This window comes from Burkholderia sp. IMCC1007 (genome assembly GCF_027257875.1).
Lineage (GTDB): Bacteria > Pseudomonadota > Gammaproteobacteria > Burkholderiales > Burkholderiaceae > Burkholderia.
On sequence record NZ_JAPVQY010000005.1, the window covers coordinates 165,730 to 181,193 of the forward strand.

Annotated in this window: 13 protein-coding genes; 7 read left to right on the plus strand and 6 right to left on the minus strand. The window is 67.1% G+C overall.

The annotated features are described in order from the left end of the window. Positions 1-49: 49 nt before the first annotated feature. Entirely contained in the window at positions 50-229 is a 180-nt protein-coding gene (locus O1Q03_RS07570) for a hypothetical protein (RefSeq protein ID WP_269502533.1), read from the plus strand. A 111-nt stretch (positions 230-340) separates the two neighbouring features. Here O1Q03_RS07570 and O1Q03_RS07575 read toward each other — a convergent pair whose 3' ends face one another. Next, entirely contained in the window at positions 341-865 is a 525-nt protein-coding gene (locus O1Q03_RS07575; protein WP_269502534.1) for a metal-dependent hydrolase, read from the minus strand. 397 nt (positions 866-1,262) lie between these two features. Here O1Q03_RS07575 and ggt point away from each other — a divergent pair, with 397 nt between their 5' ends. Then, positions 1,263-2,984, plus strand: coding sequence for a gamma-glutamyltransferase (gene ggt, locus O1Q03_RS07580; RefSeq protein WP_269502535.1), 1,722 nt, complete (start codon positions 1,263-1,265; stop codon positions 2,982-2,984). Positions 2,985-3,172: 188 nt separating this feature from the next. Here the strand turns inward: ggt and O1Q03_RS07585 are convergent, their stop codons facing one another. Further along, on the minus strand, positions 3,173-4,096 hold the full coding sequence (locus O1Q03_RS07585; protein WP_269502537.1) for an alpha/beta fold hydrolase: 924 nt from the start codon (positions 4,094-4,096) through the stop codon (positions 3,173-3,175). A gap of 320 nt (positions 4,097-4,416) precedes the next feature. Here O1Q03_RS07585 and O1Q03_RS07590 point away from each other — a divergent pair, with 320 nt between their 5' ends. Next, complete coding sequence (locus tag O1Q03_RS07590) at positions 4,417-4,866, plus strand: winged helix-turn-helix transcriptional regulator (protein ID WP_269502538.1); 450 nt, start codon at positions 4,417-4,419, stop codon at positions 4,864-4,866. A gap of 21 nt (positions 4,867-4,887) precedes the next feature. Here the strand turns inward: O1Q03_RS07590 and O1Q03_RS39960 are convergent, their stop codons facing one another. Continuing rightward, a complete protein-coding gene (locus tag O1Q03_RS39960; protein ID WP_332112519.1) occupies positions 4,888-5,241 on the minus strand; it encodes an ANTAR domain-containing protein in 354 nt (117 codons plus the stop codon). Between the two features lie 279 nt (positions 5,242-5,520). Between O1Q03_RS39960 and ppk2 the strand changes: the two genes are divergently transcribed. Then, the gene (gene ppk2, locus O1Q03_RS07600; protein WP_269502539.1) at positions 5,521-6,471 is read left to right on the plus strand and encodes a polyphosphate kinase 2; all 951 of its coding nucleotides are present in this window, start codon (positions 5,521-5,523) and stop codon (positions 6,469-6,471) included. Positions 6,472-6,594: 123 nt separating this feature from the next. Here the strand turns inward: ppk2 and O1Q03_RS07605 are convergent, their stop codons facing one another. Together O1Q03_RS07605 and O1Q03_RS07610 are read right to left on the minus strand one after the other, a co-directional pair. Next, positions 6,595-7,182 carry an IMPACT family protein gene (locus tag O1Q03_RS07605; protein ID WP_269502540.1) on the minus strand — a complete coding sequence of 196 codons (588 nt, stop codon included), beginning with the start codon at positions 7,180-7,182 and terminating at the stop codon, positions 6,595-6,597. A 270-nt stretch (positions 7,183-7,452) separates the two neighbouring features. Further along, positions 7,453-8,712 carry an oligosaccharide flippase family protein gene (locus O1Q03_RS07610; RefSeq protein WP_269502541.1) on the minus strand — a complete coding sequence of 420 codons (1,260 nt, stop codon included), beginning with the start codon at positions 8,710-8,712 and terminating at the stop codon, positions 7,453-7,455. Positions 8,713-9,322: 610 nt separating this feature from the next. On the opposite strand from O1Q03_RS07610, the gene O1Q03_RS07615 reads away from it, so the two are divergent. Then, positions 9,323-11,179, plus strand: a complete 1,857-nt coding sequence (locus O1Q03_RS07615; RefSeq protein ID WP_269502543.1) for a serine aminopeptidase domain-containing protein — start codon at positions 9,323-9,325, stop codon at positions 11,177-11,179. Positions 11,180-11,309: 130 nt separating this feature from the next. Here the strand turns inward: O1Q03_RS07615 and O1Q03_RS07620 are convergent, their stop codons facing one another. Then, positions 11,310-11,435: a hypothetical protein gene (locus O1Q03_RS07620; protein WP_269502544.1), complete on the minus strand. Its 126-nt coding sequence runs from the start codon at positions 11,433-11,435 to the stop codon at positions 11,310-11,312. A gap of 425 nt (positions 11,436-11,860) precedes the next feature. Here O1Q03_RS07620 and O1Q03_RS07625 point away from each other — a divergent pair, with 425 nt between their 5' ends. Both O1Q03_RS07625 and O1Q03_RS07630 read left to right on the plus strand, forming a co-directional pair. Continuing rightward, positions 11,861-13,099 carry a polysaccharide biosynthesis/export family protein gene (locus O1Q03_RS07625; RefSeq protein ID WP_269502545.1) on the plus strand — a complete coding sequence of 413 codons (1,239 nt, stop codon included), beginning with the start codon at positions 11,861-11,863 and terminating at the stop codon, positions 13,097-13,099. 58 nt (positions 13,100-13,157) lie between these two features. Further along, entirely contained in the window at positions 13,158-15,431 is a 2,274-nt protein-coding gene (locus O1Q03_RS07630; protein ID WP_269502546.1) for a polysaccharide biosynthesis tyrosine autokinase, read from the plus strand. Positions 15,432-15,464: the final 33 nt, after the last annotated feature.

The window sequence follows — 15,464 nt, forward strand, 5'->3', positions numbered from 1 at the left end:
TCGTCAGTGTGCCAGACGACGCGTGCGCGTGCCGGGCGTCGCGAGCGGCGTGAGCGCGCGCGTCGTCGATACGGATGAAGATGGGGCGCGGCGCGCGCGATTCAATAGGCGTGCGCGGGAGGGGCGTTCGCGAATCGCGGGGGCCGTTCAGATGGAGGGAGAAGCGAAGAAGCGGTCGGCGACGCGCGTCGCGGTGCGCGCGCTCGGTTCGCTGCGCGACATCGCGTGACATCACGCGGCATTACGCGCCCCCGACGCGGTTCCGTGCGACGGCACGCGATGGCACGCGGTGGCACGCGGTGGCACGCGACCGCACGCGACTACACGGGCCTACCCACGTCTACACCCGATGCAGCCAGCCGAGCCACGATTCGAGCAGCGGTGCGCGTGTGCACAGCGATTGCGCGAGCCACAGCGTACCGCCCCATGCGGCAGCCACGACGATCAGGTCGCAATGGCCGCTGTTCCACAGGTTGAGCGAGTGACGCCGCCAGATCCACGGCACGCCGAGCGGATTCGGCCAGTCGGCGAGCAGGTGCATCACGCCGCCGCATGCGAAGCCGAACAGCGGTGCCGCCCACAGCGGATGCGGATGATGGGTGAGCCCGTGCCATCCGAGCGCGAGCAGCGCGATCCAGCCGATGCCCCAGTGCGTGACGGTGCGGTGCGTGATCCACAAGCGGCGCTTGCGCGACCACCATGCGAGTTCGAGCCAGTCGGGCGCGGTGCCACCCGCGACGCCTGCCGCGAATGCGGCGAGCATGCCGGTGTGCCAGAGGCCCGTTGCGCCGGTTTGTGCGACGAGGACGGCGGCTGCGACGCCGGCCGCGATGCCGGTCGCATGATGTGCATTGTGTGAGGCCATACGAAGCGAGACGAGAAAGCGTGAAGCGGCGCGCAAACGCAGCAAATGATGCGGTGCGAAATCGGGGCGCTATCTTCGCAGATACACGTGTGCCGCGCGCGCCCGACTGCAGGTTTTTTTTCGTGCGTCGCGCGCGCGGCGCGCACGACGCAACTTTCGGTTTTTGTGCAGTGCGCGATCGCGTACGACGCATGAAATTTCGACCGATCCGTGTGGCCGTTTTTTACTCGCGAGCACGCGGCGCCGCACACAATTTGCGCGTTTCGCCGCGCGCCACGTGTTCGACCCTCTTTGTGCCCCTATACTACGAAACCGCACGTGGCCGTCGGCGTGCCAGCGGCCATAAGCGGATCAGGCGCCTTTCCTGCCTGAAGGAGATCCATATGGGGGACATGCAATGACTACGCTGAATCGCTTCAAAACCTCCGCCGTCGTGCTCGCGACGGTGGCCGGCGTCGGTTTCCTGCCGAACGCGCCCGTCTATGCGAAGGGCCCGCAGCACGCGGTCCTGACGAGCTCGGCGGTCGCGGTGGCCGACAAGTACAGCGCGGATGCCGCGGAGCGGATCTTCAAGGAAGGCGGCAACGCGATCGACGCGGCCGTCGCCATCGCGTTCACGCTTGCCGTCACGTATCCGGAAGCCGGCAACATCGGCGGCGGCGGCTTCATGACGATCTACAAGGACGGCAAGCCGTACTTCATCGACTATCGCGAGCGCGCGCCGCTCGCCGCGACGAAGGACATGTATCTCGACAAGGACGGCAACGTCGTCAAGGGCATGAGCCTGTACGGCCCGCGCGCGGTCGGCGTGCCCGGCACGGTCGCCGGCATGTGGGAAGCGCAGAAGCGCTTCGGCAAGCTGAAGTGGAAGCAGGTGCTCGCGCCGGCGATCCACTATGCGCGCGACGGCTTCGTCGTCGACGAACAGCTCGCGCAGCGCGGCGTCGATGCGTCGAAGGAGTTCGGCGGCAAGACCAACTTCGACAAGTACTTCTCCGGGCTGAAGGCGGGCACGAACTTCAAGCAGCCCGATCTCGCCGACGTGCTCACGCGGGTCTCCAACGACGGCGCCGAAGGTTTCTACAAGGGCAAGACGGCCGAGCTGATCGCCGCGTCGATGAAGACGGGCGACGGCAACGGGCTGATCACGACCGAGGATCTCGCGCAGTATCGCGCGGTGTGGCGCGAGCCGGTGCAGGCGAAATGGAACGGCTATGACGTGATCACCGCGCCGCCTCCGAGCTCCGGCGGCATCGGCCTCGTGCAGCTGCTGAAGATGAAGGCCGACCGCAAGCAGGACTTCGAGGGCGTGAAGCTCAACTCGCCGCAGTACATCCACCTCGTCGCCGAAATCGAGAAGCGCGTGTTCGCCGATCGTGCGCAGTATCTCGGCGATCCCGACTTCTACAAGGTGCCGATCGCGCAGCTGACCGACGACGCATACATCGCGAAGCGCGCGGCCGAGGTCAACCCGAAGGAGCCGTCGGACACCAAGAGCGTGCAGCCGGGCCTCGGCACGACGATGCCGGAGAAGGCCGAAACGACGCATTTCTCGGTCGTCGACAAGTGGGGCAACGCGGTGTCGAACACGTACACGATCAACGGCTATTTCGGCTCGGGCGTGATCGCAGACGGCACCGGCATCGTGCTGAACGACGAGATGGACGACTTCTCCGCGAAGCCGGGCGTCGCGAACATGTTCGGCGTGGTCGGCAGCGATGCGAACGCGATCGAGCCGAAGAAGCGCCCGCTGTCGTCGATGTCGCCGACGATCATGACGAAGGACGGCAAGGTATCGCTCGTGATCGGCACGCCGGGCGGCTCGCGGATCTTCACGTCGATCTTCCAGGTGATCAACAACATCTACGACTTCAAGATGCCGTTGAAGGAGGCCGTGGGTGCGATGCGTTTCCATCATCAGCTGCTGCCGCCGAACACGATCTTCTGGGAGCCGTACCACCCGATCGAGGGCGAGCTCGCGAAGCAGCTCGAAGCGCGCGGCTACACGCTGAAGGGGCAGGACTTCAGCGGCGACATCCAGGTGATCAAGATCGACGGCAAGACGCCTGAAGCGATGGCCGATCCGCGCGGGCGCGGCGTCACGCGAATCATCCGCTGACGTTGGCGTGTAGCATGCGCGTTCGCGAAAGCGGTCGCGCATGCGGTTGCACGACCGGGTGTTCACCCGGCCGTGGAATGCATCGCATCACATCGCATCACATCGCATCACATCGCATCACATCGCATCACATCGCATCACATCGCTCGCTCGCGCCGGCGATGCGATGCGTTCACGTGTTCACGTGTTTACGCGGTCGCGCCGATGAAGCGGGCGATTCGCTTCGTCACTGCGTCGGGCGCATCCTCGAAGCAATAGTGCCCGACACCCGCCAGCCGCTCGACGGGCGCCGACGGAAACAGCGCGGTGAACAGCGGCAGGAAATGTTCGGCGCCGAGCGTTCGATCGGCGTCTCCCCAGATCGCGAGCGCGGGCTTTGCGCGGATCGCGCGTAGCGCCGCCGCGTCGGGTTCCTCGAACCGGTGCAAGCCGGCGGCAAATCCCCGCGCCCAGCCGATCGCGCCGAGGCAATCCGCCGGTCGTGCGAACGGCGCGCCATATGCGGCGAGCCACGTATCGGTGACGATCGCGTGATTCTCGAAACCGTTCAGCTTCAGCGTGCTCAGGATGTTGAAGCCGAGCTGCCCGAGCACCGTATCGAGCGAGCCGTCGGCCGCCGCGCGCATGATCCACTGGAACCACGGCGCATCGCGACCGTTCGCGCTCGAGCGCTCGCCGAGATCGGGCTGGCCGAACGGCGTCGGCCCGTTCGCCGACACGATGCGCCGGATACGGTCCGGATGACGCGCGGCGAGCCCCATGCCGACCGGGCCGCCGAAGTCGTGCATCACGAGCGTCACGCGATCGAGATCGAGCGCGACGACGAAACGTTCGAGGTTGTCGATATGGTCTTGCAACCAGTAGTTGCGTTCCTGAGGTGTTGCGCTTTTGCCGAATCCCATGTGATCGGGCACGACGACGCGGTGGGTCGAGCGCAACGCGCCGATCAGATGACGAAACAGATAACCCCACGTAGGTTCGCCATGCAGGCACAGGATGGTCTCGCCGTCGCGCGGCCCTTCATCCACGTAGTGCATGCGGAACCCGGACGCGTCGTTGAAGTGCGGGGCAAATGGAAAAGTACCGTCGAACGTGGCATCGGGCGGGATCATCGAACGCTCCTTCGTGGGTGAGGGTTTGGTTTCAAGTTGAAACCATAAAGAGCGTAGGGCATGCGGTTTCAACTTGCAACCGAGCGATTCGCAACTGCACGGCCGAATATCCGCGCGGTGAGATGCCCGCCGCGCAATGAGGACAGAAAAGCTGCGCGCTTCAGAGTGAAAACCTATTCGGTGGCAGTCCAATACCGGCGGCGGATCCCGCTTTGTTCGTGCTGCGCGAACAGTAACGGCGTGACGATTGATTTCCGATAGTGTTGGTTTTATATTGAAACCTTCCGTAGCAGTGACCAACCGCCGCCCGGCCCACATCGATGACGCGACGAACGACCCACGAAGACTCCCTCTGCGGCGTTGCGCGCCCGCTGGACGCGATCGGCGACTGGTGGTCGCTGCTGATCGTGCGCGATGCGTTCGACGGCCTGCGCCGTTTCGGCGAATTCCAGAAAAATCTCGGCCTGGCGAAGAACATCCTCGCCGCGCGTTTGCGCAACCTCGTCGCGCACGGAATCATGGACATGGTGGCGGCCGCGGACGGCGGCGCGCATCACGAGTACGTGCTGACCGAAAAGGGGCGCGGCCTGTTTCCGCTGCTCGTCGCGCTGCGGCAGTGGGGCGAGGCATTCTTCTTCGAACCGGACGAGGCGCACGTGCTGCTCGTCGATCGTAAATCCGGCTTGCCCGTCAGGAAACTGGAGCTGCGCGCGCAGGACGGCCGCGTGCTCGGCCCCGAGGATACGGTCGTGCTGCCGCCACCCGACTGACGCACGGCGTGCGCGCACGCATTAGCGCTTCAGCAGCGCGTGCGCATGCACGATCTGTTCGGCAAGCTGGTTGATCGAGATGCGCCGCTCCATCGCCTGCGAGCGGATCTGCTGATACGCCTCTTCCTCGCTGATGCCGTTGTGCTGTATCAGCAGCGTCTTCGCTCGTTGCGGTGGCCATATAGATTGCTTCGAAGCGGCGAGATATGCGGTGCGCGAAAAGGTATTTCGGCGGGAGGTTGTGTACGCAACTAGAACCCGGCGTGTTCGTGAGCGGCACTTGACGCTTGATTGCGGCCGCCGGCGGGTTGTTTTCGACGAAAATTCTCTGTCTCGGTCAGAGGCTTGTGGTCGAACCCGCTTTGGAACCCGCAGACCCGCGTGAACGCTCGGGTTTGGCTGGCCGCCGGTCGTGTGTCGCTGTCCGCCGAATGATCATCGACCGCCGTCAGCGTGCCGCGACGATGTTGTGACGATGCTGACATCGCGCCCGAGCGGTCGAGCCGACAGAGCGGCCGTTCCGACCGCGCAACCGGCGTCACGCCGGCGCCGGTTGCGCTTCCGAAGGCGTCCGGCAGGCCATTTCATCAATTTGACGCGCGACACTGGGATAATGGCCGAGTGTGACTGCGTCAACTGAAGGAAGGAGGCCCCATGGGCGACAAGACTACCCGCACCGAGACCGACAACCTCACCGAAATGGCATCGCTCGAAGCGCGGCAGCGCCGTTTCGAGGAGGACCTCGTCGACGCGTACGACGAAGAGCTCGAGATGGAGCTCGACGACCGCCGCTTCGACGACGCGGGCGACCTGCTGTTCTCGCAGGAGCGCCGCGAAGCGCGCAAGCAGTATTTCCGCGAGCTGTTCCGGCTGCAGGGCGAGCTCGTGAAGCTGCAGGACTGGGTCGTGGCCACGGGGCACCGGCTGGTCGTGATTTTCGAGGGGCGCGACGCGGCCGGCAAGGGCGGCGCGATCAAGCGCATCACGCAGCGGCTGAATCCGCGCGTATGCCGCGTGGCGGCGCTGCCCGCACCGAGCAACCGCGAGCGCACCCAATGGTATTTCCAGCGCTACGTCGCGCATCTGCCGGCCGGCGGCGAGATCGTGCTGTTCGACCGCAGCTGGTACAACCGCGCGGGCGTCGAGCGCGTGATGAATTTCTGTACCGACGACGAATACGAGGAGTTTTTTCGCTCGGCGCCGGAGTTCGAGAAGATGCTCGTGCGCAGCGGGATCCAGATCATCAAGTACTGGTTTTCGATCACCGACCATGAACAGGAGACGCGCTTCCAGAGCCGGATCGAGGATCCGCTGAAGCAGTGGAAGCTGAGCCCGATGGACCTCGAAAGCCGCCGCCGCTGGGAAGCCTATACGGCCGCGAAGGAAGAGATGCTGCAGCGCACGCATATCCCCGAGGCGCCGTGGTGGGTCGTGCAGGCGGTGGACAAGAAGCGTGCGCGCCTGAACTGCATCCATCATCTGCTGACGCAGGTGCCGTATCACGAAGTGCCGCGTCCGACCATCGATCTGCCGCAGCGCGAGCATCACGAGGACTACATTCGTCGCCCGGTGCCGGACGACATGATCGTGCCGGACATTTACTGAGCGGGTCAGGCCGAGCCGTTGCGCCGAACGCGCGCGCCGCGCAACGCGGCGCGCGTCATTCGCAGATCAGGAATGCGGCGCGGTCGCGCCCGGCAATGCGATCCGGGGCGCGGCCGCGCCGGACTACAGATCGGGGAAGCCCGAGCGCCCCTGCGTCAGGTCGAACAGCTCGGCTTTTGCGGCTGTCTCCGCCGTTTCGGGCAGCTTGATCACGAGCTTCACCGTCATCCCGTAAGCACTGTCCACCAGTTCGTAACCTGCCTGTTCCATCCAGCGGCGCACCCGCGCTTCGTCGGGGTAGCCGATTTCGATCGCGAACCGCGTGTAGCGGATGCGCTCGACGCGCTCGGCGTCGAGCAGCGCCGATGCGATCGCGTCGGTATAGGCGCGCACCAGGCCACCGGCGCCGAGCTTCACGCCGCCGTAGTAGCGGACGACTGCGCCGAGTACGCCGTCCAGATCGTGATGGCGCAGCACTTCGAGGATCGGCCGGCCGGCGGTGCCCGACGGTTCGCCGTCGTCCGACATGCCCGACTGGCCACCCGCGAGCAGCGCCCAGCACACGTGGGTGGCTGTCGGATGCTCGTCGCGCAGACGTTGCAGCGCGTGCATCGCGGCGTCGCGGTCCTCGACGGGAATCGCGTACGCGATGAAGCGGCTCTTGCGGATTTCGAGTTCCCGGATGTACGTGGTGGCGAGCGAGTAAGTCATGTTCCGGGAAACGGTGGATGTATAAAAATCAACGAGATAGAGGCTCCTGTGCCACAGGCTGTCGATGGGTGCCGGGCGTGCCTGGATCGCGTCCGACGCGGCGCCTGAACGACGCGAGCAGCGGATCGTCGTCGAATTTTACAGGGACGTGAACCGGATGCCCAACGCCGTTGCGTCGTTGGCCTGCGCCATTGCGCTTCCCGAGCTTCCTTGGCGTACAAGACGGCGACGATATGGGCGCACCCGCAGGACTCGCGCAGCCGCCAGGCGCTACGCGCGTCGCGCGGCGGGGCTGCCGGGCAGCGGAATGCCCGCGCGATAGACGACGGTCGCGAGCGCGGCGGCGACCGCGGCTTCGGCCAGCAACACGGCAGCGGCCGCGCCGAGTTCGGCGAAGTACTTCGCGAGCACCGGCACCAGCACGATGTTCACGACGCCGGACGACATCAGGATGCGCGTGAACGCGGACTTCATTCCGAGCGGCAGCATGGTCTGCACACCAAAAAGATCGGTCATGCCGGCCATGAACGGGATGAACGCCATCCAGCGCAGCACCTGGACCGTCGGTTCGTACGACGGGCCGTACAGGATGCGCACGGCGAGCGGCGCACCGAAGAAGATCGCGAGCGAGATGCCGAGCACCATCACGACCTGCACGACGAACAGCTTGCGCAGGAACGAGAACGCGTCGTGGCGCGCATGCCGCATCAGATAGTTGATGCGCGGATAGGTGGCCGCCTTCAGCGGCTGAAGCATGCTGAGCGCCGCGCGGATCAGCTTGTCGCCGGCGGCGAAATAACCGGCCGCGACGTTGCCCGACACGAATCCGAGCAGCACGGTGTTGGTCGACGCGTAGAACGCGATCGACGTGGACGCGAGAAACACCTGCCAGCCGCCCTTCAACGATTCGGCGATGTCGCTGAAGCCGACGCGGACGAAGTCGATTTCCCGATGGAAAAACAGGTAGACGGCCAGCGCGACCGCGGACAGCAACGGCACGGCGGCGTTGACGATCATCGCGCGGTCGATGTCGGCCGGGCTGTGCACGAGCGCGAACATCGCGGGCAGGCTCAGGATGCGGCCGACGAACAGGATCACGCTGAGCGCGCGCAGCTTCTCCATCCCCTGGAAATACCAGCCCGGCGTGAACGCGACGCCGGCCACCATGCCGAAGCCGATCAGCAGCAGATCGCGATCGTCGCCGAAGCGCCGGACCACGAGCGTCAGCATGACCAGCACGATGAAACAGAGCACCGCGATGCCGATCTGCGCGTACAGCGTCGCCCAGAAGATCCGCGAGCGTTCCGCGCGATCGTCGCGGGCGAGCGCGATGCGCGGCGTGGCGGTCAGGTCGAAGCTATAGCTCGTGCAGTTGGTGAGATACGCGATGACGGCAAGCGAGAACGCCAGCTGTCCGTAGCCTTCCGGGCCGAGCGCATGCGTGAGCAGCGGTGCGATCAGCAGCGGCACCGCATACATCGAAATCTGCAACGTCAGCAGCAGCAGGAAGTTCTTCTTCAGGTTTGACATTCGCTCGGTCGGCGCCGTGGGGGTCGCATGGCGGCGGATCGGGCCGCCGTGCGCTCGCGCGGCCGGCCGGCCTGACGCGGCTGCGTGGGTTCGCGGCCGGCGCCGGGGGGCGCCGGTCGTCGTCCGGCGATGCCGGGCACGGCCACATCGTCTGGCGGCCATGATACGGGCCGACGGATGCGCGTTTGTTCGCGAGCCTACCGTTCGGCGATGCCATGCCGGCGCGCGGACGCAATCGTGCGCGCAACGACGTCGTTATATCGCGAGCGTGTGGAATGTCTTTGTAAGCTGGCGCACCGAAGCGCGCTCGGACCGAATGATCTAATCGACGCACCGTCTTCGTTCATGACGGCAAGCGTGCACGGCGACGTGCCACGACCGGCACGCACGAGTACGCACGAGCACGCGGGACAACACGCTTCCGCACTGCATGAGCAGGACGGCGAACGCATGAAGCAGGGCAGGCGGGCCGCGCAGGGGCGCGGCGGCTATCCGTTGCCGTGCCGCCGTGCGTTCGTCCGGCAGTCGCATGAACGGCGATGTCGCCCATTCCGCTGGAGCCGGAACGCGTACGCGTTCCGATAACAAATACCGATCCGAGGAGTACCCATTGAAGCCGATAACGTTCGGCAGCTGCGTCGGGTGGCTGCACGAGGGACATTCGAGACAGGGCGTGATCCTGTGCGAGTCGCTGGGTCACGAGGCTTCGTGGACGCACAAGCTGATGCGCGCGATGGCCGAGCGTCTGGCTCGCGAGGGCGTCACGGCGATGCGATTCCACTATCCGTGCAGCGGCGACTCGGCCGGCGACGACCGCGATGCCGGCCGGCATGCCGCTACCCTCGACAGCATTCACGATGCGATCGACCTGTTGCGCGACGAACTCGGCGTGACCGGGCTCACGCTCGTCGGCGTGCGTGCGGGCGCGCTGTTCGCGATGCAGGCCGCCGCGGGTGCGGGCCGGCGTCCGCCGCCGCGCGTCGATGGGCTGGTCGCACTGTCGCCGGTCGTGCGCGGCCGCGCCTATCTCCGCGAGTTGTCGTTCGTGCATCGCCAGTGGCTCGACACCACGTCGCCCGCGATCCGCGCCGCGCACCGCGACGAGCCGTGCATGAACGTGCTCGGTCATCGCTTCCCGGACGATCTGGTCGCCGCGCTGAAGGCGATCGATCTGTGCGACGTGGTGCGCGATGCGCCGACGCTGCCCGGCGCGATGCTGCTCATCGAGCCCGATCAGGGCGACGGCCCGGCATTGCATGACGCGTTGCGCGCGCGCGGCGTGAACGTGACGAGCGAACCGTTTCGCGAATGGCCGACGACGATGCTCGACGGGACCCGCTCGCGCCTGCCGCTGGCGGCGACCGATACGGTCGTGAACTGGATCGTCGAACGCTCGCTGAGCACGCCGGCTGCCGACGAAGCGCGCGCGAACGCGGATCCCGCGTGGAACGGCGAGCCGGCCGTCGCGCTCGACATGACCAACATGACCGAGCAGGTCGTCGCGGTCGGGCCGGACCGGCTGGTCGGCGTGCTGTGCCGTCCCGCCGATACGCGGCCGGCCGAGCCGGTCGGCCCGGCGGTCGTGATCGCGAACACGTCGACGAATCCGCGCACGGGCGAAGGGCGTTTCAGCGTGCGCCTCGCCCGTACGCTCGCGCGCATCGGCGTGACGACGCTGCGGATCGACGCGCACGGCATCGGCGACAGCGGGCCCGCTGCGTTGGACGACCAGTCGGGCATCGTGTACTCGACGCAATCGGTCGACGACGTGGCCGCCGCCGCGGACTGGCTTCGCGCGCTCGGCTATCCGGAGGTGGTCGCGGCCGGCATCTGTTCCGGTGCATACGCAGCGCTGCATGCGGCGGTGAAGACGCCGTCGCTCGGCGGCGTGATCGCGGTCAATCTCGCCCGCTTCGTATGGCCGGCCGGGCTCTCGCTCGAGGCGGTGCAGAAGCAGCGGAACAACTCGGTGCGCGGTTACTGGCTCTCGGTACGCGACTGGCGGAAGTGGAAGCGATTCGTGCAGGAGCGGCGCGACGTGCGGCCGATCGTGCGCGCGATCGCCGCGAATGCGGCCGCGCGCGTCAGCGTGCCGGTGATGGAAATCGCGTCGCGCGTCGGCTGGAAGCCGCGCGTCGACACGCCGCGCGGCGTGATGCGTGAACTCGCGCAGCGCAACGTATGGACGATGCTCGTGTACGGCGCGCTGGATCCCGGCATCGACGACGTGCGGCGGCACTTCGGCGCGATCGAGCAGGCATTCCGGCGCTCACGCCACGTGCGCCTGCACCTGGATGCGCAGGTCGACCACGCGGTGTACGGCGCGGCGGGCACGGACGTCGTGATCGATCTGTGCATGCGGGCGCTGGCACGCGAGTCGGACTGGCCGGTCGCGCGTGCCGCCGATCTGGCCGCGCCGGAGGCGGCCGCGCAGCCGTACGCAGGGGTGTCGGTCGGCGGGTCGTGACGTCGGGCGCGATCCCGGTTCGGATGGAGATGGGCGTTCGGTGGGGTCGCTCACAAACGTGCGGGCCGGCGTGATGTCCAATTCGGTATGGACGCACGTGCGGTCATGCGAGGGCATGACCGCAGGTCCGTCAGTCCGGATCGCCGGGTGGCTCGTACGGGGATTTCGTGTAGGGCGACGCGTACAGCGTGTCGGTGCTCCACGCATCGCCGGCCGGTGCGCTCGCCGCTTGCGGGCGGTGCGGTCGGTCCGCCATGAGCGGTCGACGCAGCGCACTGCGAGGGCGCGATTCGGGTTGTGCCGCGGCGCGGGTGGCGGGAAGCGGAAACGCGAAGCCGGGCACCGCGACACCCGATGCAGGTGTATCGGACTCCGCAGCAACGCGTCGCGCGGTGGTTTGCGCCGAACGTTGCAGCACGAGCGGCGCGGGAAGTGCCGACGATGCGGAAACCGGCGCGTCGGCCGGAGCGGCAGGCGGCGTCTGAGCCGTGGCGGTACAGGCAACGCAGGCCGACACGATGCAGACGAGTGATGAAAGCGAAGGACTGTTCATGACGGATCGTACGGAATGACGTGCGGTGAAGAGGGAGGCGCGGCACCGCAATGCGAGCCGCGCTGCCAAGCGTAATGCGGGAATCGGTCGGGTTCGGCGGGTTACCGCACAGTTTCGGAAGGGCACGAATGTCAACCACCACGCAAAAGAGATCGACGCTCGGGACACGATGGCCGCAGGCGGCCGTCGTCCGTCGCGCGCCGTGGCTGTCGCGCATGGCGATCATCGCGGCTGCATGCGCATTGAGTGCGTGCGCGCTGTCGCCGGGCATGACGTATCGCGGGTCCACCGAACGCGATGCGAATGCGCGCGTAAGCGCCGACGCATCGAGCGCCGGCGGCCTCGACGGCGTGCAGAACGTGTCGAGCCAGGAGTTGATCGAGATCACGCCGGCACTCGTCGCGCGACAACATGGCGCACCGCAAGGCGTCAAGGTCGATGCGGAAATCCGCCAGCTGTTCGGCACGCCGCATCCGTACACGATCGGCCCCGGCGACGTGCTCGGCATCACCGTGTGGGATCACCCGGAACTGAACCTGCCCACCACGCAGATGACGGGCGGCGGGACGGGCGGCGACGGCGTCGGCGCCAATTCGGTCGCGGCGGGCTACACGGTCGACGCAAACGGCAACGTGCAGTTCGCGTATGCCGGCCTCGTGCACGTGGCCGGGCTCACCGACGCACAGGCGAGCGCGCTGCTGACGAGACGGCTCGGCGAATACGTGCGCAAGCCGCAGCTGTCGCTGCGCGTGCAGGCCTACCGCAGCAAGCGCGTGTATCTCGACGGCGAAGTGCGTTCGCCGGGGCTGCAGATCGTCAACGACCTGCCGATGACGCTGCCCGAGGCGATCGACCGCGCGGGCGGTTTCACCGCGACGGCCGACCGCTCGCAGGTGTCGGTGACGCGTGGCGACAAGACCGTGAACGTGAGTCTGCCGGCATTGATCGCCGCGGGCGTGAACCCGTCGAACATCCTGCTGCGCGACGGCGACCTGGTGCGCGTGCGCCCCACGAGCGAAGCGAAGGTGTTCGTGCTTGGCGAGGTGTCGCGCCCGGCGACGCTGACGCTGACCGACGGCCGGATGACCCTCGGCGAAGCGCTCGGCGACGCCGGCGGGGTGAGCCAGTACACGTCGGACGCACGACAGGTGTTCGTCGTGCGTCGCGGCCCGGGCAACCGCCCGCAGGTGTACCACCTCGACGGCCGCGAACCTGCGTCGTTCGCGCTGGCCGACCAGTTCCCGCTCGAGCGGCGCGACGTCGTGTTCGTCGATTCGTCGTCGCTGGTGCGCTGGAGCCGTGTCGTCAACCTGCTGATTCCGTCGTCCGCGCAAGGCGCGCTGACGGCCAAGGCGATCTCGCCGTGACCTTCGCGGCGAATTCGTGATCGCGACCGCGCGTCGCGCCCTACGGGACTGATGCTGTATGACTTCTTCGACCTTGACCGACCCGTTCGACGGGGCCGCCTTGCGCCCGTCCTCTCCGGTTCGCCGCTACTGGCGCATGCTGTACGGCGGCCGGCGGCTGATCCTCTGCACGGCACTCGCCGGTGCGGTCGTCGGCGCCGTGTACGCGCTGTGCGCGGCGCCGGTTTACCGATCCGACATCCTGTTCCAGGTCGAGCAGAGTCCGACCGATTCGAAACCGACGGCGCCGACCGGCGATCCGTCGTCGGTGTTCGATCTGAAGACCGATGCATCGACGGAAATCGAGGTGCTGAAATCCCGCGCGGTGATGGCGCGCGCGGTCGACAGTACCAACCTGCCCGTGAACGTGCGGCCGCACTACCTGCCCATCATCGGCTGGCGGCTCGTCAGTAGCGCCGACGGATTGTCGTCGCCGCTGCCGGGCGGCTACGTCTATGGCACCGAGCGCATCGACGTGTCGACCTTCGACGTATCGAAGCGATTGCTCGACAAACGCTTCGCGCTGACGCTCGGCGACGACGGCGCCTATACGCTGCAGCGCACCGGGTTCTTCGGCAGGACGGGGCCGGTATGGCAGGGCCGGGTCGGCCAGCCGCTGCACGTCGAAACGCCGCAGGGGACGATCGACCTGTTCGTGCGCGACGTGGCGGGCAAGCCCGGCGCACGTTTCGACCTGACGCGCTACGGCGACGAAGAAGCGACGACCTGGCTGCAGAAGAACGCGTTGATCTCGGAGCGCGGCAAGCAGTCGAACATGATCGGCGTGACGCTCGACGGCACCGATCCCGTGCACGACAGCCGCGTGCTGAATGCGATCGGCGATGCATACCTCGCGCAGAATACGCAGCGCAAGTCGGCAGCGGCCGACAAGCTGATCCGTTTCATGGACGCGCAGCTGCCGCAGTTGAAGGCGCAACTCGAAACGGCCGAGAGCCGCTTCAATGCATACCGTGCGTCGCATGCCACGGTCAATACGAGCGACGAGGCGCTGGCGTTGCGCCAGCAGTCGGTCGACATCGAGACGCGCGTGCAGACGCTGCAGCAGCGCCGCGAGGAATTGCTGACGCGCTTCATGCCGAAGCATCCGGCGGTCGAGGCGGTGGATGCGCAGCTCGCCGACGCACAGCGTTCGCTCGACACGACGCGCAAGCAGATCGAGCAGTTGCCGACCGTCGAGCAGGGCGTGCTGCAGTTGCAGCGCGACGTGGCCGTCGATACCGCGCTGTACACGAACCTGCTCAATACGCGCCAGCAGATGATCCTGGCCCGGGCGAGCAAGACCGGTACCGTGCGGATCGTCGACGTCGCGAAGGTAGCGGAGGTGCCGATCGGGCCGCATCGCGGGATGATCGTCGTCGCGTCGCTGATCGTCGGCCTGCTGGCAGGCGCCGCGATCGTGGTCGCGCGCCGGCGCATCGCGGGCACGGTGGGCGACGTGGACGAAATCGAATGGTCGACCGGCTTGCCCGTGTTCGCGACGGTGCCGCATAGCCCGGCGTATGCGCAAATCGGTGCGCGCGCAACGAGTGCGGCGAGCGGCGGCGCGAGCAGTACACGCAAGCCGGTGCCGCCTGTCGCGGCGCAGGACGTCGCGCTGGAAAGCCTGCGCCATTTCCGCACCGAGCTGCAATTGTCGATGCGCGACGCGCGGAACGCCGTCGTGCTGATCTCGGGGCCGACGACGGGCGTCGGCAAGTCGTTCGTTGCGGCCAATCTTGCGTCGCTGATGGGCGCGGCGCGGCGACGGACGTTGCTGATCGACGCGGATCTGCGCAAGGGATCGCTGCACGAACGGTTCCGCTACAGTCGCGCGCCGGGCCTGTCGGATGTGGTGGCCGGCACGCACGGCATCGACGACGCGATCCGGCACGGCGTGATGCCGGGCCTGGATTTCCTGCCGATGGGCAGCATCGTTTCCGATCCCGGCGAACTGCTGCTGCAGCCGTCGTTCGCGGCGCTGGTGGAGCAGGCCGCATCGCAATACGACATGGTCGTGATCGACGGGCCGCCGCTGCTGCCGGTCGCCGATGCGCTGTTGCTCGGGCGTCTGGCGGGCACCGTGTTCCTCGTCGCGCGCGGCGACGTGACGACGCTGACGGAGCTCGACGAAAGCGCACGACGGCTCGAGCATGCGCATATCGCCGTGCGCGGCGTGATCCTGAACGACTTCAAGGGCGTGCCGGGGCGGTACGGCTACGGGTACGACGACACGAGCACGCATCAGGCGATGTCGGGCTACGCAGCGACGGCGGCGCAACCGCCGGCGCGCTGAGCGGCGCATGCGTCGCTCCGGTGGCTTCGCGCG